This is a genomic window from Parabacteroides sp. B2-S-102, assembly GCF_023656665.1.
Lineage (GTDB): Bacteria > Bacteroidota > Bacteroidia > Bacteroidales > Tannerellaceae > Parabacteroides > Parabacteroides distasonis.
Genome location: NZ_JAMOKM010000008.1, coordinates 1 through 24,770, shown reverse-complemented (window position 1 = coordinate 24,770; position 24,770 = coordinate 1). Strand labels below are relative to the sequence as shown.

Here is a 24,770-nt window from a genome sequence, read left to right as displayed (position 1 = left end):
ATATCTTTTTAATTCCACCTCCGGATTAAGCGTGCAGCTCTTTTTCCTCCGATACCGGCGTCAAATCCTTCCCCTCATAATGTTTCTCGATCATGTAGTATAAAGCGGGAAGTACATAAAGCGTGATTACCGTAGCAAATAAAAGCCCGTAAACGATTACCGTAGCCAAGGGACGCTGCACGTCCGAACCGATACCTGTACTAACAGAGGCAGGAAGCAATCCCAAGACCGCAACCGTAGCCGTCATCAAGATCGGACGGAAACGGTGCTTAGTTCCCGTTATCACCGCATCTTTCAAATCTCGTTCCCTTGTACGTAAGTTATTGATATGGGAAATCATGATCACGCCATTTTGGATAGCGACACCAACCAAGGCAATAAAACCAACCGCCGAGGAAACATTCAATGTCATTCCCCGCACATTCAACGCCAACATACCACCAAACAAAGCCAAGGGAACGACACTCATCATCAAAGCCGCCTGCCGGAATTTACCGCAAGCCGCAAACAACAGAAGCAGCATCAGTCCCAACGCCAAAGGAACCACAGCCCCCAAACGGGCATACGCACGATGCTGGTTCTCGAACTGTCCGGCCCATTTCAAATGCACGGAATCATGATCGTATTTCACCTCTTTATCAATCAACGCATTCGCCTTATTCAAGAACGCCGTCAAGTCCACGCCACGTAAATTAACCCGTACCGTCAAGTGCCGCTTATTCATCTCACGGGTAATCGTACTGGCACCGGTTGTCATCTTAATCTCCGCTACTTGCGAAAGAGGAATCTTCGTTCCGGAACCGGTAGTCAGCAATAGATTACCGATACGTTCGGGAGAATTGCGGCTAGCGTCATCGAAACGACAAATCACGTCATAACTTTTACTTCCGACAAATATCTGGGAAATAGAGGCTCCACCGATCGCTAACTCAATCAAATCAGCCACATCCGACACGTTCAAGCCATACTGGGCGATACGGGCACGATCCGCGATAATCTGCAATTGCGGCAACGGAGGCTCTTGATCTACCGCTACGTCGGCAGCACCCGGTATTTCCTTCAACACATTAGCGACTTGATCCGCAATATGGCGACTTTCCGTAATATCATCGCTATAGATCTTCAACGCCAAATCACTATGAGCCCCGGCGATCTGATCCATCACCATATCGATGATCGGCTGGGAGAAACCGACCGAGTAGCCGGGCATAGTCTCCAACTTAGCTGCCATCTCCTCGATCAAATCCGCTTTCGTCTTACCGAACTCCCATGTACTATAGGGCTTCAATCCCACGCCACACTCCACATGGGAGAGTGAGAACGCTTCCGCCCCCTCATCATCGCGACCTACTTGGGTCATTACATATGAGACTTCCTTAAACTCTTTCAAAGTCTTCCGAAGCTCCGCCCCCATCTCCTTCGATTTCTCAATGGAAATACCCGGAGGAAGCTGTACCTGTATCCAGATCGCCCCCTCATCCAACGGAGGCAAGAAGTCTTTTCCTACGGTATAACTTAAAATCCCCGCTCCCAGCAATATCGCCAGTAACGGTACAATAACCCGTCTTGGCTTCTCCATCAATCGGACAATTTGTGAATGATAAGCCGTGGAAAGTTTCTCCAACCAACGATTATGGTAAATCTTTCCCGGCTTACGATACGCATAAAAGGCCAATCCCGGAATCAAGAACAAGGCCACGCACAAAGCGCCCAGCAAAGCATACCCTACGGTATAAGCCATCGGCGTAAACAATTTCTTCTCAATATGCTCAAAAGCGAACAAAGGAAGATAGGCGGTTATAATAATTAATGTAGAGAAAAAGATCGGGCGAGCCACCTCAGTCGTACGGCGCAAGATCGAATCTTCCGTCAATACCTCATCCGGATGCCGTTCCCTTTTCTTCAAGACCGTCTCCATCATCACGATCGCTCCGTCTACCAAAATACCGAAGTCTATAGCGCCTAAGGAAAGTAGGTTCGCAGGAATATTCGTAACATGCATCAAGATAAAGGCAATCAATAGAGACAAGGGAATGGTTAAGGCCACCAACAAAGCGCCACGCCAACTCCCCAAGAATAAGATCAGTACTAAGACAACCAATACCATACCCTCGAACAACGTATGCGATACGGTATGCAAGGTCGTATTAACCAAATCCGTACGATCCATAAACGGATGGATACGGGTTCCCTCAGGAAGTGTCTCGTTATTTAGTTCGTCTACCGCCTTATGCACATCATCCAACACCCGGGACGGATTCTCCCCCCTGAGCATTTGTACGATACCTTCCACGCCATCGGAGTAATCACGGGTATCGTCCGTAAAACCTAAAACGCCCTTACGCTCCAAGTTTCCGTATTTCAGTTTACCGATATCATTCAAGTAGACCGGGACACCATTCACTGTCTTGATCACGATATGCCCCAAGTCTTCCAAGTCCTTAACCAGACCGATTCCACGGATCACATAACTCAAATCCCCCCGGCTTAACATACTACCACCGGCGTTCACGTTATTCTTCTCTATCTTTTCCGTAATATCCCCTAAGGTAATGTCGTATTGCTCCATCTTATAAGGGTTCACCTCGATCTGATATTGGGTAGTGATACCGCCGTAATTACTTACATCCGCTACACCCGTAACCTGTTTCAGTCTCGGAATAATTACCCATTTATGCAAATCGGTCAACTCCCTCAAGTCTAAACGGTCACTTTCCACCACATAACGAAAGATCTCTCCCGTCGGCGAAGTCAAAGGATTTAAGCCGGGAACCGCATTATAAGGAAGCTCCACGTCTACCAACCGCTCTTGTACACGTTGCCGGGCCCAATAATCCTCAATACCATCATCAAAAACCAATACGACCGTAGACAAACCAAACGTATTCTTGCTACGCATTACGTTTAGTCCCGGCAGACCATTCATAGCCCGCTCGATCGGAATACTGATTTGTTGCTCGATCTCCTCGGCGGCCAATCCGGGAACCTGCGTCACGACTTGCACGGTGGTATCGGCGATATCCGGATAAGCATCTATCGCCAACCGCATCCAAGAATAATAACCAACGATCGCTAAGAACAGAAATAACACGAACATCAGTCCTCGCCGATGTATCGCCAAGTAAATAATCCTTTTCATAATCCGTTAGCGTGCATCAAGTAAATAAAACGCTCCCGTAGCTACGATCTCGTCACCTACGTTCAAGCCGGATAAAACCACCGTCTTGCCATCTTCAGTAAGGCCGGTCTCGATCTTTTGTTTCCGGTAATCGTTATTCCCCAATTCCACCAATACGTACATATTCTCCTCTTCCTGCAAGATAGCGGAAGTAGGTATACGGATCACCTCCGCCTCACGGTCGCTCAGCTTGACCGTGCCGTACATCTCCGGCTTCATCAAACGGGTAGTGTTATCGCACTCGATCAAGACCTCCACCGAACGGGTATCGGGGTCCAGCATCTCGCTGATGTGATAAATCTTTCCCGATATCGGTTTATCCGGCATGGCTACCAACCGGATTTCCACCTCATCCAAAGTCTGTATTAAACTCAAATCCTTCTCTTTTACATGGGCGACCACCCATACCTTGCTCAAATCGGCGATGACAGCTACAGGCTCGGCATCCTCTTTCATATATTGCCCGATTACGATCCGATCTTTCACGACCTCACCGGATATAGGCGAGCGAACGATCAATGGTTGCCCCAAAGCCATTTCATCCGGATTAATCTGAAAGACTTTTAATGCGGCTACCATATTCTCATAGTCTTTTTTCTTTAACTCGTAATTCACCTCGGCCTCTTCCAATTCCTTTTGGACACCAACCTTGTTTTTCATCAAGTCTTTCTCCCGATTCAAACTTTTCAAAGCCAGTTCCATCTCTTGGCGAGCTTGGTAATAAGATTTCCCCGCCTCATAAACAGCGGGAGCGCTAATCTCGAAGATCGGACTACCGGGGGCCACTTTCTGCCCTAAGCGAACGAACGATTTCGTAATTCGCCCGCTTACCGGTGAAGCCACCTCCGCATAATTAGAAGGAATCGCCTGTACGACCCCCGAGGTGGTAAACTCCATACGATAAGGTTCCCGTTTAACCGTTTCCTTTGTCAATTTGGATAAAACAGGAGATTCGGAACCGATATGTATAATATCCCCTTTGAGTGTTACGGCATTCGCAGACTCATCCTCTTGCTTTTGGGTATGGCAAGAGCATAGTACTATCGCTGGAAGCAATAGTAAAAATATAGATTTCATATAAGATGCGTAAAATGTTTAGTATAAAAAGTGATTCTAATTGCTTGATCCATATTTCATACTAAACAAGGGGGAGCACGCAGTATGGCACGCCAAACAGGGTGTAATGTTATCCCTTTTCCTGGCCAGGAAACCACCCTCATCAAAAATACCAAAGCCATAACCACCGACAAGTCTGGTATCAATTCCATACATAACCCTGTCAGCTCCTCGATCGTATTAAAACCGGCCGCACTATGATCATGATGGGGCAAGCCATCGGTACCCGGCAAATAAGGGTGAGAGTGAGTGATACTGTATGTCAGGAAATAGTGCGTATGGGTAAAGGTCGTACCACCTACGTAGTAACTCATGAAGAGTACCACCAAAAGGGGCCTTAACCATTGTAAGCTACGCAGTGTTTTCATTCGCCAATCCTGTTTACGCCGCAAAGTTATATAAAAGAATAACATTAAGCTTTACATATCCAGTACTTAAATTATAAAATTTAAAAGAAACCCCGACTTAAACAGACAAATTATTTGGTGTAACCTGATTTTATCTTTTTATTTGCAGTAATGAAATAAACACTACTTTATGAAAAAGATTTTACTCGTTTGTGCGGCGCTAGCCTGCATGGCGACTTCTCCTGTACCAGCGCAGGATGCGGCCGTAAAGAAAATTATCGAGATGGGTCAGAATGACAATCAAGTGATGCATCAGCTGGATATCCTTACGAACCGCTTTGGCGGACGTTTAATCGGTTCCGACGCTTATGAGAACGCCGCCGAGTGGATGGTGCGTGAGTTTAAGAGTTGGGGACTCGATGTCCAATTAGAAGAGGCCGGTACCGTCCCTGTCGGCTTTAATCGAGGACCTTGGTTCGGACGCTTGTTGAGCGACAACGGAATGATCCTGCATTTCGCCACCCCTTCCTACACTTCCGGAACGAAAGGCGTGCAACGTGGGCATGCGGTGATGGAGCCTCGTAACGACGAGGAGTTCCAGCAAATCAAAGGAAGGTTGAATGGTGCTTGGGTTCTTATCTCAGGGAAAAACGCAGGTTGGCCTATCGACCGCTCCGCCTCGGGAGATTCCATCCGTGCGGAGATCAAGAAAGAGAACAGCGAGATCATGAAGAAAAACAATGATCTAAGACGCCGCAACTGGGAAAACGGGGAGAAAAACGAGATGTTGCCTTATAAAGAATTCCCCGGATTATATTATAAGGAAATGTGCGAGGCCGGAGCTTTAGGTTTTATCCAATCCTCCACCGTACCTATCCGTGCGTTATACGACCGGAAAATGATGAACGACCCGAATACGAACTTCGACAATCTGCCGGAACTTCCGGATATCAAATTAGACGAGCATCAATTCGCGATCATCGAACAAATGGTGAAAGAGAGACGTACATTCGAACTAGAGTTCGATATTCGTAATCATTTTAAATTAGGCCCGGTTAAATACCATAATGTCGTAGCATCTATCAAAGGCAGCAAATACCCGGACGAATATGTTATTATCAGCGGTCACTTAGATGCTTTCGACGTGGCTACCGGAGGCATCGATTGCGGTACTGGAATCGGACCGATGATGGAAGCCGCTCGCATGATCGCCAAATCCGGAGCCAAGCCTAAGCGCACGATCTTATTTATCGGATTCGCCGGTGAGGAATTTGGCTTATTAGGAGCACAAGCTTGGGTGAAAGCGCATAAGGATAAATTACCCAAAATCGCTAATTTGTTCAATCGTGACGGTGGCCCGGAACCTCCTGTCGGTATCTCCGTCCCTCAAGCCATGTATGATGATTTCGTGAAGATCAGCGAACCCATCCAAAAAATCCGTCCGGACTATCCTTTCGAGGTAAAAGTTCGTGAACCCCGTAAACGCCCGACACGCATGGGGGGAACAGACGCATCAGTTTTCGCCATCGAAGGTGTCCCCACATTAGGTTTCACCACAGAAGATTTCAAAGGATATGATTTTGATTACGGCGAAATCTGGCATACGGAACGGGATTTATACACAAAGAACATCCCCGAATACCAAGAACATACGGCTACGGTTACCGCTATCATAGCCCTCGGTGTAGCGAATCTGGATAAGCAATTATCAAGAGAAGGTTTATATACCGAAGAGTAGGTCAGCACGATCGCTATTATAAGGAGTTTACAATGCCTATTGTAAGCTCCTTATGATGGGCATCATAAAAGACTTACAATGCCCATTATAAGAAATAGAAAAAGGATATGCCCTAATAGACATATCCTTTTCTCATTCTAGGGTGAAAGATGGGGCTCGAACCCACGACCCTCGGAACCACAATCCGATGCTCTAACCAACTGAGCTACTCTCACCATATAAAAAAACCTTTCATTCTTCACAGACACCTTGGTTCATAAAACCTTGTTTTATTCATAACAAGATTTTTATCTAAAAAACCACAATGGGTGAAAGATGGGGCTCGAACCCACGACCCTCGGAACCACAATCCGATGCTCTAACCAACTGAGCTACTCTCACCATATCCGCCTTTCAAAGGATTCCCCCTTTAAGACGGCGCAAAGATAGGTATAAATTCTGATTACACAAACCTTTTGCGAACTTTTTTATCCATCCACTTACTTATAGATCGCTTTCTTTCCCGCTAACAATGTGTTACGCATCAAAGAAATGATTGTCATAGGCCCTACGCCACCCGGAACCGGAGTGATATAGGAACATTTAGGAGCCACCTCGTTAAACAAGACATCTCCCGTTAACTTAAATCCGCTCTTGGTTACGCTGCTTGGCATACGGGTTGTTCCCACGTCTACGATCACGGCGCCTTCCTTCACCATATCCCCTTTCAAGAATTCAGGAACACCTAAAGCCACGATAATAATATCAGCAGACAGGCACATCTCCTTCAAGTTCTTAGAACGGCTATGGCATACGGTCACCGTACAATCGCCCGGATAAGATTTCTGCATCATCAAGGTAGCCATCGGCTTGCCGACAATATTGCTGCGTCCCAAAACCACGCAATGCTTTCCTTGCGTCTCGATATGATAACGCTTCAATAATTCCAAGATACCGGCAGGCGTAGCCGATACGAAACAAGGTAAACCGATAGACATACGTCCCACGTTAATCGGATGGAAACCGTCCACGTCTTTACGATAATCGATCGCCTCAATCACCTTCTGCTCGGATATATGTTTCGGAAGCGGAAGCTGTACGATAAAGCCATCCACATCCGGATCATTATTTAACTCATCGACCTTACGAAGCAATTCTTCCTCTGTAACATCCTCCTCAAAGCGAATTAAGGTAGACTTAAAACCAATCTCCTGACAAGTCTTGACTTTACTAGCCACATAAGTCTCGCTACCACCGTCATGGCCCACCAAAATAGCGGCCAAGTGAGGGATCTTACCTCCAGCAGCCTTGATCTGGGCTACCTCCTCAGCCATCTCCTTCTTCATCTGAGCGGAAACGGCCTTACCATCCAGCAATTGATAATGTTGTTCTTCCATATTATTGATTGTCTCCTGTTAATTAACGTCTGAACGAGGGCTTCATCGAAGGTAGCTTCATCTTCCCCGACTTCGCAGAAGTAAGCATACGCATCATCTTACGGGTCTCATCAAATTGCTTGATCAGCTTGTTCACCTCCTGGATGCTCGTACCGCTACCTTTGGCGATACGCTGACGGCGTGAGCCATTCAAGATAGCCGGGTTGCTACGCTCATCCGGAGTCATCGAATAAATGATAGCCTCGATACTCTTGAACGCGTTATCATCGATATCCACGTCTTTCAATGCCTTTCCTACACCCGGGATCATGGATGCCAACTCTTTCAAGTTACCCATCTTCTTGATCTGTTGGATCTGGGAGATAAAGTCGTTAAAATCGAACTGGTTCTTAGCGATCTTCTTCTGCAAACGTTTCGCTTCTTCCTCGTCATATTGCTCTTGCGCACGTTCCACCAAAGACACGATATCACCCATGCCTAAGATTCGATCCGCCATACGTTCAGGGTGGAAAATATCCAAGGCATCCATCTTCTCGCCCGTACCGACAAACTTAATCGGCTTATCAACAACCGTACGGATCGACAAAGCGGCACCACCACGGGTATCACCATCCAACTTCGTAAGTACGACGCCGTCGAAGTTCAACCGCTCATTAAATTCCCTCGCGGTATTCACGGCATCCTGACCCGTCATGGCATCTACCACGAACAAGGTCTCATCCGGCTGGATAGCGCTCTTGATAGCGGCGATCTCGTTCATCATCTGCTCATCGATAGCCAAACGACCGGCGGTATCCACGATCACGACGTCATTGCCTTTAGCCCGTGCCTCGCGGATAGCGTTCATAGCGATCTCCACCGGATTCTTATTCTCCAATTCCATGTATACCGGAACACCCACCTGCTCTCCGACTACACGCAACTGCTCGATAGCTGCCGGACGATACACGTCGCAAGCGGCTAATAATGGTTTCTTATTTTTCTTGGTCTTTAATAAAGACGCTAGTTTACCAGTGAAAGTAGTCTTACCCGAACCTTGCAAACCGGACATCAATATAATGGCGGGATTTCCCTGCAAATTCACGTCAACCGCCGTGCCACCCATCAAGCTGGCCAACTCATCGTGAACAATCTTAACCATCAACTGACTAGGCTTAACCGATGTAAGCACGTTCTGTCCTAAAGCCTTCTCTTTTACCGTATCCGTAAAACTCTTGGCAACCTTATAATTGACGTCGGCATCCAACAACGCTTTACGCACATCCTTCAATGTTTCCGCCACATTGATCTCGGTAATCTTGCCTTCGCCCTTCAACAGTTTAAACGATCTGTCTAACCTTTCGCTTAAGTTCTCAAACATAATTTGTATGTGTATTTATATTATTTTCTACTGGATTAAGGGGCAAAGGTACGAAAAAGAGATGAGTATGCGATGAAAGCGATCTCGAAATTCTTCACTTCTCAACGTTTTAGTATACGGACCGAATTAAGAACCGCCAGCAGAGACACGCCTACATCCGCGAAAACAGCTTCCCAAAGCGTGGCAAAACCGAAGGCTCCCGCCACAAGGACTATCACCTTCACGCCAATAGATCCCACGATATTCTGACGGACGATATTCCGGGTAGCACGTCCGATAGAAATAGCTTCCGCTACTTTAGAGGGCTGGTCCGTTTGGATAACCACGTCCGCACTCTCGATGGCCGCATCCGATCCCAATCCACCCATCGCAATACCGACATCACTTAAAGCCAGTACCGGCGCATCGTTCATCCCATCGCCCACAAAGGCAACCGACTTATCCGGCTCCGCCGTTAATCGCTCTATATAAGCGGCTTTATCCTCCGGCAGCAGATTACCATACGCTTTATCGACACCCAAACGCTCAGCGAATTGATTCACGATCTCTTGCTTATCCCCGGACAACAAGCGAATATCTTTAACATCCAGATCCTTTAACCGACGAATCGCATCCACGGCATCCTTCTTCAAGGTATCCGAAAGGAGAAGATGCCCCGCATATTTCCCATCGATCGCACAAGCCACCACGGTAGATACACTATCGGATAATTCCTTCGGGACAGGAATATCACGTTCGGCCAATAAACGAATGTTACCGACAAGCACCTGCCGACCGTTCACGATAGCCTCGGCACCATGCCCTGCCAATTCCCGCATGTCAGTGATTTCCATCGGCACGCTATCTTGTTTCTCCGCATAGCGAACTACAGCCTGCGCTACCGGATGGGTACTTTTCCGCTCTACTGATAACAAAACACTCAAAAGATCAGAAGCCGGGATACCCGTGCTTTCCACCGTTGTGACCTCAAAACGCCCGGTAGTCAATGTACCGGTCTTATCGAACGCTACCGTATTTACCCGTGTGATCGCATCTAAATAATTACCACCCTTAAATAATATCCCGGCACGAGAAGCGGCACCTATACCACCGAAATATCCGAGCGGAACACTTATAACCAAGGCACAAGGACAAGAAATAACCAAGAAAACCAATCCCCTATATAACCAATCCGAGAAAACATACTGGAAAGAAGGCGTCACCATCCCTACCAAGGCAGGAACCGACACGATTAGAAACGACAGAAGAATCACGATTGGGGTATAAATCCGTGCGAAACGCCGAATAAACAATTCCGCCGGCGCTTTCCGCTCCGAGGCATCTTTCACCAAAGCCAAAATACGGGCCAAGGCACTTTGCTCGTACGGCCGATTCACTTGTATACGTACCGCCTGTCCCTGCACGATCATTCCGGCAAGCACCTCTTCACCCTCACGGATAGAACGAGGCATACTTTCCCCGGTTAATGCCGAAGTATCGAACTGTACCTCGGCTTCCAATAAAACGCCATCCAAAGGCACACGTCCGCCGGGCTTCACCTCGATCCGCTCGCCTACTATCACATCCTTCGGAGATACATTCATATATGTACCCGTCCGCCATACATCCGTTCGTTCTGGCCGGACATCTAATAAGTCACTGATATTCTTCGAGGCTTTATTCACGGCTAGAAGTTGCAATCTCTCTCCTACCGTATAGAAAAGCATCACGGCTACGGCCTCGGGATACTCCCCAATACAAAACGCCCCGATCGAGGCGATCGCCATTAACGAGAACTCACTAAAAAAGTCTTTCCGCAAAGCCGCTTCCCAAGCTTCTCGCATAACAGGAAGTCCTACCGGCAAAAAAGCGACCAGAAACCAAATGGCCTCTATCCAAGACTCAGCAAACCAACTTATCCCCGAGTACTTCCCGATAAGTCCTATCACCAACAAAACGAAAGAAACCGTCGGCATCCATAAACCGGAACTTCCGTGCGAATGGCAATGTTCGCATCCACATGTTGTACTCATAATCTTATCTATTTTAATTATTTACTTCTTGATTACGGTACAAAGGTAAGAGAAGGGAGTTGCAACTTGATTGCAAATTATCAGGGTTTCTGAAAACGTCGCTTATTACACAATGGGCAAACACCCTTTACCGTATAATTAATGGTATCCATTATATATCCTTCCGGCAATTGAGCGACCGGGATCTTGATATTATTTAAACAAGAGGTTTTACGGCATACCTCGCAGAAAAAATGAATATGCCTATCACCCACTGGGCATGTCTCCGAACGGCTCTGGCATATCTCATATTTTATAGAGCCACTACCATCTTCGAAAGAATGGATCGCATGATGTTCCAATAACAAGGCCAATGAACGGGAAATGGTCGATTTATCCAACGTCTCCAACTCCGCCTCCAATTCGAACAGGGAAGCCGGGCTGGTTCGTTCTGATAATTTTTGCAAGACAAGGATCCGTGCGGCAGTAGGCCGTACTCCTTTTCCTACCAACATATCTTCACATTGCTTCGTGGACATGAGTTACCTTTCTTATTTGATTACAATACAAAGATACTACAAAAAAGTGGAATACAGAAGAATGAAGTAATAGAATTGATTTACAGAGGTTTCATTTAAGCAGCCGATTATCTCCAACGCCACCACAATCCTTGCCGAAGCCAAGTCAAGACGTCGCAACGTTACTTGTTCGTAACCACACCATATAGGTGACGAAATTGGCACGAATGGCAAAACAAGGCGTTGTGATATAGTGAGTTACTAACAACTCACGCGACAAATCCAGTTACGGAAAAAGATTGCGTCGTTCCTCCGTGTTTTGCGTACCGACGAAGGATTCTTCACCGACTAATTTTGAACCTAAAAAAATTAAGGACGATGAAGAGTACATTTTCAGTTATCTACTACCTCAAACGTCAGGTAGTGAAAAAGGACGGGACAGTACCCGTCATGGGACGTATCACGGTGGACGGCAGCCAAACACAGTTCAGCTGCAAACTGACCGTCGATCCTAAGCTGTGGGACACCAAAGGAGGACGTGTCACGGGCAGAAGCACGGCTGCACTCGAAACGAACCGTATGCTCGACAAGATGCGCGTACGCATCAACAAGCACTATCAGGAAATCATGGAGCGTGACAACTTCGTCACTGCGGAAAAGGTGAAAAACGCCTTTCTTGGACTGGAACACCGCTACCACACGCTATTGCAGGTGTTCCGGCAACACAACGAGGACTATGCCAAGCAGGTGGAGGCAGGCATGAAAGCCAAAGGCACGTTTGACAAATACAAGATCGTTTACAAGCACCTGCAAGAGTTCCTCACCATCCGCTACCACGTGAAGGACATCGCCCTGAAAGAGCTTACCCCCGCTTTCATTTCCGATTTTGAAATGTTCCTGCGCACGGACAAACACTGCTGCACCAACACCGTGTGGCTGTATGTCTGCCCGCTTCGGACGATGGTGTTCATCGCCATCAACAATGAGTGGCTCACGCGCGACCCGTTCCGCGAGTATGAAATCAAGAAGGAGGAAACGACCCGCAGCTTTCTGACGAAAGATGAAATCCGCCTGCTGATGGAAGGTAAGCTGAAGAATGCGAAGCAAGAACTGTATCGTGATTTATACCTGTTCTGCGCCTTCACGGGCTTGTCGTTCGCCGATATGCGCAACCTGACGGAAGAGAATATCCGCACCTACTTTGACGAACACGAGTGGATAAACATCAACCGCCAGAAGACGGGTGTGGTGTCCAACATCCGTATGCTCGACATAGCGAAGCGCATCATCGACAAATACCGTGGGCTGTGTGGGGACGGCAGGATATTCCCCGTACCCCACTATAACACGTGCCTTGCCGGAATCCGTGCCGTCGCCAAGCGTTGCGGTATCACCAAGCATATTACATGGCATCAAAGCCGCCACACGGCCGCCACGACGGTGTTCCTCTCCAACGGCGTACCCATCGAAACGGTCAGTTCCATGCTGGGACACAAAAGCATAAAGACAACGCAGATATACGCGAAAATAACCAAAGAGAAGCTCAATCAAGACATGGAGAACCTTGCCGCGAGATTGAACCAAATCGAAGAATTTGCAGGTCGTACCATCTAAAACAGAGAAGCCATGAAACGTGACATAATCATCATTGAGGACAAGGCGGTCAGCGTAACCGGTAACGATGTATGGATGACCGCCGGAGAAATCGCCAGACTGTTCCACACGGGTGTCCCGGCAGTGAACGCCGCCATCAAAGCCATCCTCAAAACGGACGTGCTGAACGACTACGAGGCATGCCGCTACATCCAACTTGAAAACGGTCTGTATGCGGATGTTTACTCGCTTGAGATAATCATCCCCGTCACCTTTCGGCTGAGCACATACCATGCCCATCTTTTCCGCCGCTGGCTGATGGACAAGGCACTTGCAAAAGACAAGCATACCGCCTACATGTTATTCGTACATAGCGGAAAAGGCGGTTACTGCTGAAAAGACGATGAAAATCAATTAAAAACGGACAACCATCAAGCTGTCCGTTTTAACTTTAAAATAGTCAATTTTGAATATACAAATTATGTGCTAAAGAATATGAGGTATCAAAATTGAGATGGCTTATATAACATCTCATACTTTAACGAGCCACAATCAATGTACATATCATATTCCGCAATTCCTTTTTCTTGTGCTATATAATGCAAAGTTTTCTTGTGGATGTTTGAAATTCTCTCTCCATAATAGATTGCTTTAGGAACAATTTTCAGGCTTGTTGCACGAGAATGTGCGGCAGGTTGTTTCTCTGAATGAATAATACGCCATTCATTTTCATATTCCCACTGTGTGGATTTGTGAATAGCCATTTTCAAATGCGATAGTGAATCTATATTTTTAACATCCAGCCCCAAGCTCTTTGCTATATACCATTGAATAAAACTATTTGCATCAAAGCGGTTATTATCATATATAACAGGCAAGATACAACAATTCATTTCTCCTTGTTCTAATAAGAACCTTAAATCATATTCCAATGCAAACCCTTCATGATTTTGGGCATAGTGACTCCACATTATAACAGAATCTATGCTTTCACTTAAACATGCTATTGTAGATACGACCTTTAATGTATCCCCCATTTTTAATAGGATTTCTTTCAATATGTTTTCCATTACAACACTAAAAAGAGCTAATGTCAATGGATTTATGCCGTTACACGATATTACCTGTTTTTTTAAACCTGTCAAATTGTTTCTTCCGAAAAATTGGATTACACTTGGAGGAAATTCGAAATCTTTAGTTTCAAGTATCTGTTTGAATTGTTCAAGAAATTCTTCTGTACAACAAGCTCTCATTTGCTCTTGAATATTATCCAAACTATAATAAACAAGAGTGTCATAGGGGTCATTAAACTTATCAGCAGTAACAGCATAAACCAGATCCTTGTCAAAAGCATCAAGGTTTAATGTTGAACAACTCCTATATCTATACAGTTTTTGTGGCAACATTGACATCAATGCTGCACTTATAGGATAGATTCGGGATTTTATGTCCTCTTGCTCAATTCCTTCAGGAATTATTGTGGATTCTAACAATTTTGCAAATTCACTCCGAAGCATAATGGTATTCGTTTTAACCACAAAGGTACGCATTTTATTCCGGAATGTCAGGACATTACTCCATCGGTTTGCGGTAATTCGCCTCCAGCAGTTCACGCAATCCCGATTCGGGGTAAAGCACCTTCCCGCCTAAAAGGATAAAGGGCAACACTCTGTTGTTACGGTATTCCTGCAAGGTACGGCGGCTCACACGGAGCAACTCCGCCACCTCCCTGTCCGTCAGGTAACGTTCCCCGTCCAGCGGTGGACGGTAGTTTTCCAAAAATGCAGAGAGCCATTTAGAGCCTTTGCGCATATTCTGCACCACGGTGGCAAGCGGCTCGTCCTCCAGTGTAAAAACATCGTTGTTCTCGTTCATCATAACTTTGGATTCAGTGGGTGAATAATAAGATTACCTGCCGCCGGGATAGAGCGTACCGATAAGCGGAATCAGCCTCCTAACTTCTTCCGGCTTGTAATAGAACCTGCGGTTTATCTGCGAGTAGCCGATAAGCCGCTTGTCGCGCAACGTCTGCAACGTGCGCGGGCTTATTCTCAACTGCCCGCAGACCTCCTCGCCCGTGAGCCATCTTTCCATGCGCCCCGTGTCGCTTTTGCGCCTCAGTGCGGCGACCTTCTCCGAGAGTGCGCCGAATGTCGCCACCATCATCTCGAAAGTCTTTTTCTCAATTGATACTATTTCCATATTCATGCAATTATCGGTTTGCCCGCAAAGGTAACGATACACTCCCGGACACGTGCCGTTTTCCACTGAAAGGCTGCCTGTTGCGCCGTTTGACCGGGTTACGGAGCCATCTTCCGTAAAAATCTTACGTGAGTCACGTAGTGAGTTGTTAAAGCCCCTTTTGTTTATTGCCGAATTTTGCCGCAGATACAAAAAGAAAGGACTGAATATGAAAGTGATAACAATGGAAAGTTCCGTCTTCCGGTCATTGACGGAACAGATAGCGGAGATTGCGGCACACGTCCGTGCCGTCTCCGGTGACAAGAGAGCGGCATCGCCCGACAGGTTGCTCACCACACGCGAGGCGGCGCACCTGCTTAACGTGAGTACCCGCACCCTCCAGCGTATGCGCAGCGAGCAACGCATCGGCTATGTCGTGCTTCGCGGCAAATGCCGCTACCGGCAGTCGGAAATCGACCGCCTGCTTGATGAGAGTACCGTCAACGAGGACGCGGCGACACCGCAGGAACTGAAACGCAACCACACGTTGCGCACGGGCGGCAACCCCAAAGGAAGGAGGACATAGGTCATGGAACTGCTCACACGAAACAACTTCGAAGGCTGGATGCAGAAGTTGATGGAACGGCTCGACCGTCAGGACGAACTGCTGCTGGCGATGAAGGCTGAGGGGAAACAGCCTACTATCACGGAAAGCATCCGCCTTTTCGACAATCAGGACTTGTGCATGCTGCTTCAGATAAGCAAGCGCACCCTGCAACGCTACCGCAGTGTCGGCGCATTGCCCTACAAGACACTGGGCAAGAAAACCTATTACAGCGAGGAGGACGTGCTGACATTCCTTTCCAACCATATCAAGGACTTCAAAAAGGAAGATATAGCCTTCTACAAGGCTCGTATCCATAATTTCTTTCATAAATAACCCATTAAAACATTTTTCAGATGGCAAAGAAAAAAGACGAAAAGGACGTGCTGGTGGTCCGTGACGAGAAGACGGGCGAGATCAGCGTGGTTGCCGGGCTGAACGCGGACGGCACACCCAAGCGCACCCCCGCGAAAGCGGAAAACGCGCAGAGTTTCCTGCAATTCGACCGACACGGCGACGTGCTGGACAACTTCTTCAAGAACTTCTTCCGGCAGTGCAAGGAACCCAGCCGCTTCGGTTTTTACCGCATCGCGGCAGACCAAGCCGAAAATCTCTTGGAGGTGATGAAGCAACTGCTGAAAGACCCCGAAGCGAACAAGGAGCTGCTTGCCCCTCACAAGGTGGACACCTCCGACTACGAGAAAAAGGTGCAGGAAGAACTGGCAACCGAAAAACAAGAACCTCAAAAACAGGAAAACATGGAGCAACAAAAAGAACAACAGGAAGATCCCGAACAGACGCAGGGCAAACGGGGCTACCAGCCCATCGACGAGAGCAAAATCAACTGGCAGGAGCTGGAGGACAGATGGGGCGTGAAGCGTGACGACCTTGAAAAGTCCGGCGACCTTACGAAGATGCTCCACTACGGCAAGTCCGACTTGGTGAAGGTCAAGCCCACCTTCGGCGGCGAAGCATTCGAGCTGGACGCCCGCCTTTCCTTCAAGAAGGACGGCGAGGGAAACATCAGCCTCGTGCCGCACTTCATCCGCAAGGAGCAGAAACTGGATGAATACAAGGAACACAAATTCTCCGACGACGACCGGAAGAACCTGCGCGAGACGGGCAACCTCGGCAGGGTCGTGGACATCGTGGAGAAGGAAACGGGCGAGATTATCCCCTCCTACATCAGCATCGACCGCAAGACGAATGAGATCACGGACATTCCGGCGAGCAAGGTACGCATCCCGGAGCGCATCGGCAAGACGGAAATCACCAAGCAGGAGCAGGATATGCTCCGCGCCGGACTGCCCGTGCGCGACAAGCTCATCGAGCGCAACGACGGCAGGAAGTTCGTCACCACTCTGCAAGTGAACGTGGAGCAGCGCGGCGTGGAGTTCGTGCCGGGAACCGGAAGGTCGCCCCGTACCGTACAGACGCAGGAAACCAAAGGCGACACGTCGAAAAGTCAGGCGCAAGGCGGGGAAAATGCCACACAGACCAAGAAGGAGCAACGCCGCAACACGTGGACGAACGAGGACGGCAGCATCCGCCCCATCAGCAAATGGAGCGACGTGAACTTCACCGACAAGCAGAAAGCCGACTATGTGGCGGGCAAAGCCGTGAAACTGGAGAACGTGACCGACAAGCAGGGCTTCCATGCCACGATGTATATCAAGTTCAACCCGGAGAAGGGTCGCCCGTACCGCTACGAAACAAATCCCGACATCGGGCAGCAGGTCGCCCCGTCCAACGAGAGCCGCACGCAGGTGGCGGTGAACAACGAGGGCAAGACCAACGAGGCGACAAAGAACCTGAAAGAGCCTTTGCAGAAAGGTCAGACCACTCCGAAGGACGCCCGCCAGCAACAGCAGCAGGACAAGCCGCAGAAGAAAACGGGCAAGGGCATGAAAGTATAGACCGATGTCCGCCACTGAATCCAAAATAAAATCCAAAGTATCAACAAAAAAGAAGAAGACATGAAGACAATCATTGCAGAAAAGCCCTCCGTGGCACGTGAAATCGCCCGCATCGTGGGCGCGACAAAGAGAGAGGAAGGATATTTCGAGGGAGGCGGCTATGCCGTGACATGGGCATTCGGACACCTTGTCCAGCTCGCCATGCCCGATGGCTACGGCGTGCGCGGTTTCGTCCGTGACAACCTCCCGATTATCCCCGACACCTTCACGCTCGTCCCCCGTCAGGTCAGGACGGAGAAAGGCTACAAGCCCGATAGCGGCGTGGTGTCGCAGATAAAAACAATCAAAAGGCTGTTCGGCACCAGCGACCAAATCATCGTGGCAACCGATGCCGGACGCGAGGGTGAACTTATCTTCCGCTACCTCTACCACTACACGGGCAGTACCACTCCTTTCGTGCGCCTGTGGATAAGCTCGCTCACCGACAAGGCTATCCGCGAGGGATTGCGCAACCTCGAAGACGGCGGCAAGTATGACAACCTATACCTCGCCGCCAAAGCGCGAAGCGAATCCGACTGGCTCGTGGGCATCAACGGCACGCAGGCTCTCTCCATCGCCGCCGGACACGGCACATACTCCGTGGGGCGGGTGCAGACACCAACGTTGGCTATGGTATGTGAACGCTACTGGGAGAACCGCCGCTTCACGCCCGAAGCCTTCTGGCAACTCCATATCGCAACGGACGGTTGCGACGGCAAGGTCGTGAAATTCTCATCCTCTGAAAAATGGAAGTCGAAAGAACCGGCAACGGAGCTATATAATAAGGTAAAGGCGGCAGGCTTCGCAACGGTAACGAAAGCCGAGCGCAAGGAGAAAACGGAGGATACCCCGTTGCTGTACGACCTGACCACGCTTCAGAAAGAAGCCAACGCCAAGCACGGCTTCACGGCGGAGCAGACGCTTGAAATCGCGCAGAAGCTCTACGAGAAGAAGCTGATAACCTATCCGAGAACGGGTAGCCGCTACATCCCCGAAGACGTGTTTGCCGAAATTCCCAAACTGCTCGCTTTCATCGGCACACAGCACGAATGGAAAGACAAGGTGCGGGCAAAAGCCATCCCGACACGCCGCAGCGTAGACGGCGGCAAGGTGACAGACCACCATGCCCTACTCGTCACGGGTGAGAAACCGCTCTTCCTCTCCAAAGAGGACAATACCATCTATCAGATGATTGCCGGGCGCATGGTCGAGGCATTCTCTGAAAAATGCGTCAAGGACGTGACCGCTGTCATGGCGGAATGTGCCGGAGTGGAGTTTACCGTGAAAGGCAGCGTCATCAGGCAAGCCGGATGGCGTGCTGTCTATGGCGAGGAAAACAAGGAGGAAACCACCATTCCCGGCTGGCAGGAAGGCGACACGCTGACACTGAAAGCCTCTTCCATCACAGAAGGGAAGACTAAGCCCAAGCCGCTACATACCGAAGCCACCCTGCTGTCCGCAATGGAAACGGCGGGCAAGGAAATCGAGGATGACGCACTGCGGCAGGCGATGAAGGACTGCGGCATCGGTACTCCCGCCACACGCGCCTCCATCATCGAAACGCTCTTCAAGCGCGGTTACATGGAACGCTGCAAGAAATTGCTTGTCCCCACCGAAAAGGGGCTTGCACTCAATTCCGTGGTGAAGACGATGCGCATCGCCGATGTCGCCATGACAGGCGAATGGGAGAAGGAACTGGCACGCATCGAGCGTGGGGAGCTGTCCGCCGATACCTTCCGCAAAAAGATAGAGGCGTACACGCGGGAGATTACCTCCGAACTGCTCTCATGCGACAAACTCTTCGGCAGCCGCGATTCCGGTTGCGCGTGTCCCAAGTGCGGCACGGGCAGGATGCGGTTCTACGGCAAGGTGGTACGCTGCGACAACACGGAGTGCGGGCTTCCCGTGTTCCGGCTGAAAGCGGGACGCACCCTGTCCGACGATGAAATCAAAGACCTGCTCACCGAAGGGCATACCCAGCTGCTCAAAGGCTTCAAGAGCAAACAGGGCAAGAGCTTCGATGCCGTCGTCGCCTTTGACGGGGAATATAACACGACGTTCGTGTTCCCGGAGGCTAAAAAGGGCAAGAAATTTTCAGGACGGAAGAAATAGTATTAACTTTGCCACTTGTTCAGAGTAATGAATTGTTCTTCGATACCGGATTACACTCATACTTTGGATTTAGTGGCGGCACTCGGAGGGATACCGAGTGCCTTTTTCTTCCTTTTTTCCAACCGATTATCCCGTTAAATATCAATCCACTAAACTCCAAAGTAATGAACAACAAGAAGAACAACGAAGGGCAGTCCGACTTTTCCTATTACGGTCTGTACCTGATGGACTACCTCCGCACGAACAAGTTTGAACAGGCTACCGACACCGCTTTCATACGGGAACGCGCCGATCGTGCCGCCGAAACGTATGAAAAGGCGCGGATTGAAGGCTATCCCACCGACGGTGCGCAGGAACTGGCGATGGAAACACTGCTGCGCGGGTTGCACTATTCCCGGTACGCCATGCTCCACGAAGTCGTGGAGAACGAGTTTGCCAACGAAGTGCCGGAAGAGAAACAAGAAGCCTTTATCCATAAACTCCTGCCGCTTGTCGGCAACGTGTTCTCCGTCTATGACCTTTCGGACGACAACTTCGCCCTGTCTTCCGATTACGACCTGCTCTACACGGAGCTGACGGGAGCAACCGTCCTTTACTTAGACGAATATGGCGTTTAACCGCAAACAGAAACTGCGGGACAACATCGAGGCGATACGGACGGCATTCATCCTTGACAGGGAAAATAGGACAGCGACAACCGAAGAGCGTGCCATACTTCAAAGGTACTGCGGTTTCGGCGGTCTGAAATGTATCCTCAACCCTGCAAAGGAACTGACGGATGCCGTCCGGTGGGCGAAATCCGACCTCGAACTGTTCGCCCCGACGGTGGAGCTGCACAGGCTTATCCGTGAGAACAGCAAGGACGAAACAGAGTACAAGCGGTTTGTGGATTCGCTGAAAGCGTCCGTGCTGACCGCTTTCTACACCCCCAAAGAGATAACCGACACCATCGCGGACGTGCTGGCAGATTACAGCGTCCGCCCCGCCCGTATGCTCGAACCGTCGGCAGGTGTCGGCGTGTTCGTGGATTCCATGCTGCGGCACAGCCCCAATGCGGATGTGATGGCTTTCGAGAAGGATCTGCTCACGGGTACAATCTTGAGGCATCTCTATCCCGACCAGAAAATGCGCACCTGCGGTTTTGAGAAAATCGAAAGACCGTTCAACAATTATTTCGACTTGGCGGTGTCCAACATTCCGTTCGGTGACATTGCCGTGTTCGACGCGGAGTTTCAGCGGAGCGACTCTTTCGGCAGACGCTCCGCCCAGAAAACCATCCACAACTATTTCTTTCTCAAAGGACTGGATGCCGTGCGTGACGGCGGTATCGTGGCGTTCATCACCTCGCAAGGGGTATTGAATAGCACCAAGACCTCCGTGCGTAACGAGCTGTTCAGTCAGGCCAATCTGGTATCCGCGATACGCCTGCCCAACAACCTGTTCACGGACAACGCGGGCACGGAGGTGGGCAGTGACCTGATTGTCCTGCAAAAGAACCTCAGCAAGAAGGAAATGTCGCAGGACGAGCGGCTGATGACCGTGATACAGACGGACACGAAAACCGCCCTGACCGACAACGCCTATTTCATCCACCACCCGGAACGCATCGTGCATACGATGGCGAAACTTGACACAGACCCCTACGGGAAGCCCGCTATGGTTTATCTGCACGAGGGCAAGGCAGCAGGCATCGCCGGGGATTTGCGCCGTATGCTCGACGAGGATTTCCATTACAGGCTTGCCATGCGCTTGTATTCGGGTTCAATCCGGCAGGCAGGAACGGAAGAAAAAGTTGCCGTTCAAAATAAAGTAGAGCGTCCTGCCATAAAATTGGAAACAGTATCCTCGGCGCAGACGGTGGAAACTCCGACAGAAAAGCCGCAACCCGCAGATGAAAAGCCGGAGATAGAACCGCGCCCGCAATATTCCGCAGGCGTGCAGCTCACCCTGCTTGACCTCTGGGGGATGACGGAAGAGGTCAGCCAACCGAAAACCTCCAAAAAGAAAAAGACGGTGAAAAAGGCAGTTACGGCAAAGTCCACTCCGCCCAAACCGAAAGTCACGGTTACACCGACAGCTCCAACTGCAAAACCCGCAATGGAGAATAAGGAGGTGAAAGCGGAGAACACCGCCAAGCCTGCCGACCCGGACGACATCTATGCCACACTGGACTGGGATACCAATCCTCCCATCAACGGTTTCTATGAAATGATGATGGGTTTGACGCCGGAGCGTAGGAAAGAACTTCGGGAACTGGCAAGGCAGCATAACGAGAAACAAGTGGCGGAAAAGACGGAAGTGAAAGCCGTGCCGGAAACTTCCCGTGAGCAGCCACGACAGGAGGAAACACAGCCGGAGGCAGTCGCCGCACCTGCCGTTACAGATACCCCATCGGAAGCGGTGGGGACTTTCCTTTTCCCCGACATCGAAGCGGAAAAGCCGAAGGAGGAAGTCGTGGACCTTTCTCCGCGTGCCTACCACCGCACGCCGGAGATGCACCTGCGCGAAGGGTCGCTGGTGGCTGACCGGGGGCGTCATAACATCGGCTACCTGAAAGACATCACGCCATACGGGGCGACATTCCAGCCGCTCGACCTGAAAGGATACCAGAAGGAAAAGGCGTTGTTGTATGTGTCGCTGCGTGACGCCTACGAGCGTCTGTACCGTTATGAATCGCTCCGGCGCGAGGCAAATGTTCCGTGGCGAGAGCATCTGAATACCTGTTACGATGAGTTTGTCATGCGCTACGGCAACCTCAACGCCAAGCAGAACGTGAAGTTAGTGATGATGGATGCGGGCGGGCGCGACATCCTTTCGCTGGAACGGATGGAAAACGGAAAGTTCGTCAAGGCGGACATCTTCGAGCATCCTGTTTCCTTCGCGGTGGAGAGCCATGCCAACGTAGGCTCTCCCGAAGAAGCCCTGTCTGCGTCGCTCAACAAATATGGTACGGTCAATCTCGACTATATGCGGGAGATAACCGACAGCACGGCGGAGGATTTGCTCACTGCCCTGCAAGGGCGCATCTACTACAATCCGCTCGTGACCGGTTACGAAATCAAAGACCGTTTCATCGCCGGAAATGTCATAGAGAAAGCGGAACGCATAGAGGCATGGATGGGTGACAATCCCGAAAATGAGCGTATGCCGGAGGTGAAGCAGGCGTTGGAGGCTCTGAAAGATGCCGAGCCGCAGCGCATCGCCTTCGAGGATCTGGACTTCAATTTCGGGGAACGCTGGATTCCGACGGGTGTCTATGCCGCCTACATGAGCCGGCTGTTCGACACGGAGGTGAAAATCGCCTATTCCGCAAGCATGGACGAGTTTTCGGTGGTGTGCGGCTACCGCACCATGAAAATCACGGACGAGTTTCTGGTGAAGGGGTATTACCGGAACTATGACGGTATGCACCTCCTAAAACACGCCCTGCACAACACCTGCCCTGACATGATGAAGTCCATCGGCAAGGACGAGCATGGCAACGACATCAAGATGCGCGACAGCGAGGGAATACAACTCGCCAACGCCAAGATTGACGAGATACGAAACGGCTTCTCCGAATGGCTCGAAGAGCAGTCGCCACAGTTCAAGGAGCGGCTGACGACGATGTATAACCGCAAGTTCAACTGTTTCGTGCGCCCGAAGTATGACGGCTCGCATCAGACTTTTCCCGACCTCAATCTGAAAGGGCTGGCAAGCCGGGGCATCAGGAGCGTCTATCCCTCGCAGATGGATTGCGTCTGGATGCTGAAACAGAACGGCGGCGGAATTTGTGACCACGAGGTTGGAACCGGCAAGACGCTGATAATGTGCATCGCCGCGCATGAAATGAAGCGTCTGAACTTGGCGCACAAGCCGATGATTATCGGGCTGAAAGCCAATGTCGCGGAGATTGCCGCCACCTATCAAGCGGCATATCCCAACGCGAGGATTCTGTACGCTTCGGAGAAAGACTTTTCGACCGCCAACCGCGTGCGTTTCTTCAACAACATCAAGAACAACGACTACGATTGTGTCATTATGTCGCACGACCAGTTCGGCAAGATACCGCAGTCGCCGGAGTTGCAGCAGCGCATCCTGCAAGCGGAGCTTGACACGGTGGAGGAAAACCTCGAAGTGCTGCGCCAGCAGGGAAAGAACGTATCGCGGGCGATGCTGAAAGGTCTGGAGAAGCGCAAGCATAACCTTGAAGCGAAATTGGAGAAGGTGGAACACGCCATAAAGTCACGCACGGACGACGTGGTGGACTTCAAGCAGATGGGCATCGACCACATTTTCATTGATGAATCGCACCAGTTCAAGAATCTGACTTTCAACACGCGCCACGACCGTGTGGCGGGATTGGGGAACAGCGAGGGAAGCCAGAAGGCACTGAACATGCTCTTTGCTATCCGCACCATACAGGAGCGCACGGGCAAGGACTTGGGGGCGACCTTCCTCTCCGGCACGACTATCAGCAACTCGCTGACTGAGCTGTACCTGCTGTTCAAGTACCTGCGCCCGAAGGAGCTGGAACGGCAGGACATTCGATGTTTTGATGCGTGGTCGGCGATATTTGCCAAGAAGACAACGGATTTTGAGTTCAACGTGACGAACAACGTGGTGCAGAAGGAGCGTTTCCGCTACTTCATCAAAGTGCCGGAGCTTGCCGCCTTCTATGCGGAAGTATGGGAGTAGAAAGCAGAAAATGGCATAAAAGTC

18 protein-coding genes, 2 tRNA genes and 1 pseudogene are annotated in these 24,770 nt (G+C 49.9%); 9 read left to right on the top strand and 12 right to left on the bottom strand.

Annotated features, from left to right (window positions below; translation table 11 throughout):
* Positions 1 to 25: 25 nt before the first annotated feature.
* From NBH07_RS11810 to NBH07_RS11800, 3 genes are read right to left on the bottom strand one after another with little or no spacing between them, the layout of a single operon-like run.
* Positions 26 to 3,139, bottom strand: a complete 3,114-nt coding sequence (locus tag NBH07_RS11810; protein WP_009018579.1) for an efflux RND transporter permease subunit — start codon at positions 3,137 to 3,139, stop codon at positions 26 to 28.
* A 6-nt stretch (positions 3,140 to 3,145) separates the two neighbouring features.
* A complete protein-coding gene (locus NBH07_RS11805; RefSeq protein WP_009018580.1) occupies positions 3,146 to 4,255 on the bottom strand; it encodes an efflux RND transporter periplasmic adaptor subunit in 1,110 nt (369 codons plus the stop codon).
* A 56-nt stretch (positions 4,256 to 4,311) separates the two neighbouring features.
* Positions 4,312 to 4,662 (bottom strand): DUF8478 family putative metalloprotein, encoded by a 351-nt coding sequence (locus tag NBH07_RS11800; protein WP_009018581.1) that lies wholly within the window; start codon positions 4,660 to 4,662, stop codon positions 4,312 to 4,314.
* Between the two features lie 169 nt (positions 4,663 to 4,831).
* Between NBH07_RS11800 and NBH07_RS11795 the strand changes: the two genes are divergently transcribed.
* Positions 4,832 to 6,379 carry a M28 family metallopeptidase gene (locus tag NBH07_RS11795; RefSeq protein ID WP_009018582.1) on the top strand — a complete coding sequence of 516 codons (1,548 nt, stop codon included), beginning with the start codon at positions 4,832 to 4,834 and terminating at the stop codon, positions 6,377 to 6,379.
* A 141-nt stretch (positions 6,380 to 6,520) separates the two neighbouring features.
* Here the strand turns inward: NBH07_RS11795 and NBH07_RS11790 are convergent.
* The 6 genes from NBH07_RS11790 to NBH07_RS11765 form a co-directional block, all read right to left on the bottom strand.
* A tRNA-His gene (locus NBH07_RS11790) sits at positions 6,521 to 6,594 on the bottom strand.
* 92 nt (positions 6,595 to 6,686) lie between these two features.
* Positions 6,687 to 6,760: transfer RNA gene (locus tag NBH07_RS11785), tRNA-His, on the bottom strand.
* A 98-nt stretch (positions 6,761 to 6,858) separates the two neighbouring features.
* Positions 6,859 to 7,755 carry a bifunctional methylenetetrahydrofolate dehydrogenase/methenyltetrahydrofolate cyclohydrolase FolD gene (folD, locus tag NBH07_RS11780; protein ID WP_005865864.1) on the bottom strand — a complete coding sequence of 299 codons (897 nt, stop codon included), beginning with the start codon at positions 7,753 to 7,755 and terminating at the stop codon, positions 6,859 to 6,861.
* 22 nt (positions 7,756 to 7,777) lie between these two features.
* Positions 7,778 to 9,115 carry a signal recognition particle protein gene (gene ffh / locus NBH07_RS11775; protein WP_005861632.1) on the bottom strand — a complete coding sequence of 446 codons (1,338 nt, stop codon included), beginning with the start codon at positions 9,113 to 9,115 and terminating at the stop codon, positions 7,778 to 7,780.
* 101 nt (positions 9,116 to 9,216) lie between these two features.
* Positions 9,217 to 11,127: a heavy metal translocating P-type ATPase gene (locus NBH07_RS11770; RefSeq protein WP_009018583.1), complete on the bottom strand. Its 1,911-nt coding sequence runs from the start codon at positions 11,125 to 11,127 to the stop codon at positions 9,217 to 9,219.
* A gap of 80 nt (positions 11,128 to 11,207) precedes the next feature.
* Positions 11,208 to 11,645, bottom strand: coding sequence for a Fur family transcriptional regulator (locus tag NBH07_RS11765; protein ID WP_005865860.1), 438 nt, complete (start codon positions 11,643 to 11,645; stop codon positions 11,208 to 11,210).
* 357 nt (positions 11,646 to 12,002) lie between these two features.
* Here NBH07_RS11765 and NBH07_RS11760 point away from each other — a divergent pair, with 357 nt between their 5' ends.
* Both NBH07_RS11760 and NBH07_RS11755 read left to right on the top strand, forming a co-directional pair.
* A complete protein-coding gene (locus tag NBH07_RS11760; RefSeq protein ID WP_032542969.1) occupies positions 12,003 to 13,238 on the top strand; it encodes a site-specific integrase in 1,236 nt (411 codons plus the stop codon).
* A 12-nt stretch (positions 13,239 to 13,250) separates the two neighbouring features.
* Positions 13,251 to 13,613, top strand: a complete 363-nt coding sequence (locus NBH07_RS11755) for a hypothetical protein (protein WP_005809276.1) — start codon at positions 13,251 to 13,253, stop codon at positions 13,611 to 13,613.
* Positions 13,614 to 13,720: 107 nt separating this feature from the next.
* Here NBH07_RS11755 and NBH07_RS11750 read toward each other — a convergent pair whose 3' ends face one another.
* Genes NBH07_RS11750 through NBH07_RS11740 form a run of 3 tightly spaced genes read right to left on the bottom strand, consistent with a single transcriptional unit; the run spans position 13,721 to position 15,425 of the window.
* Positions 13,721 to 14,734, bottom strand: coding sequence for a DUF2971 domain-containing protein (locus tag NBH07_RS11750; protein WP_005809274.1), 1,014 nt, complete (start codon positions 14,732 to 14,734; stop codon positions 13,721 to 13,723).
* Between the two features lie 55 nt (positions 14,735 to 14,789).
* Positions 14,790 to 15,095: a helix-turn-helix domain-containing protein gene (locus NBH07_RS11745; RefSeq protein WP_032538125.1), complete on the bottom strand. Its 306-nt coding sequence runs from the start codon at positions 15,093 to 15,095 to the stop codon at positions 14,790 to 14,792.
* 30 nt (positions 15,096 to 15,125) lie between these two features.
* On the bottom strand, positions 15,126 to 15,425 hold the full coding sequence (locus NBH07_RS11740; protein WP_095231473.1) for a helix-turn-helix domain-containing protein: 300 nt from the start codon (positions 15,423 to 15,425) through the stop codon (positions 15,126 to 15,128).
* Between the two features lie 202 nt (positions 15,426 to 15,627).
* Between NBH07_RS11740 and NBH07_RS11735 the strand changes: the two genes are divergently transcribed.
* The 6 genes and pseudogenes from NBH07_RS11735 to NBH07_RS11710 form a co-directional block, all read left to right on the top strand.
* Complete coding sequence (locus NBH07_RS11735; RefSeq protein ID WP_025072716.1) at positions 15,628 to 15,984, top strand: helix-turn-helix domain-containing protein; 357 nt, start codon at positions 15,628 to 15,630, stop codon at positions 15,982 to 15,984.
* A gap of 3 nt (positions 15,985 to 15,987) precedes the next feature.
* Entirely contained in the window at positions 15,988 to 16,338 is a 351-nt protein-coding gene (locus tag NBH07_RS11730; protein WP_004291454.1) for a helix-turn-helix domain-containing protein, read from the top strand.
* A gap of 20 nt (positions 16,339 to 16,358) precedes the next feature.
* Positions 16,359 to 17,918, top strand: coding sequence for a DUF3945 domain-containing protein (locus tag NBH07_RS11725; protein WP_250833513.1), 1,560 nt, complete (start codon positions 16,359 to 16,361; stop codon positions 17,916 to 17,918).
* Positions 17,919 to 17,978: 60 nt separating this feature from the next.
* On the top strand, positions 17,979 to 20,069 hold the full coding sequence (locus NBH07_RS11720) for a type IA DNA topoisomerase (RefSeq protein WP_004371701.1): 2,091 nt from the start codon (positions 17,979 to 17,981) through the stop codon (positions 20,067 to 20,069).
* Between the two features lie 164 nt (positions 20,070 to 20,233).
* Entirely contained in the window at positions 20,234 to 20,686 is a 453-nt protein-coding gene (locus NBH07_RS11715) for a DUF1896 domain-containing protein (RefSeq protein ID WP_095231474.1), read from the top strand.
* A pseudogene (locus NBH07_RS11710) lies at positions 20,676 to 24,737 on the top strand (helicase-like domain-containing protein); the annotation flags it as partial. The gene NBH07_RS11715 and the pseudogene NBH07_RS11710, both read left to right, overlap by 11 nt.
* Between the last annotated feature and the right edge of the window lie 33 nt (positions 24,738 to 24,770).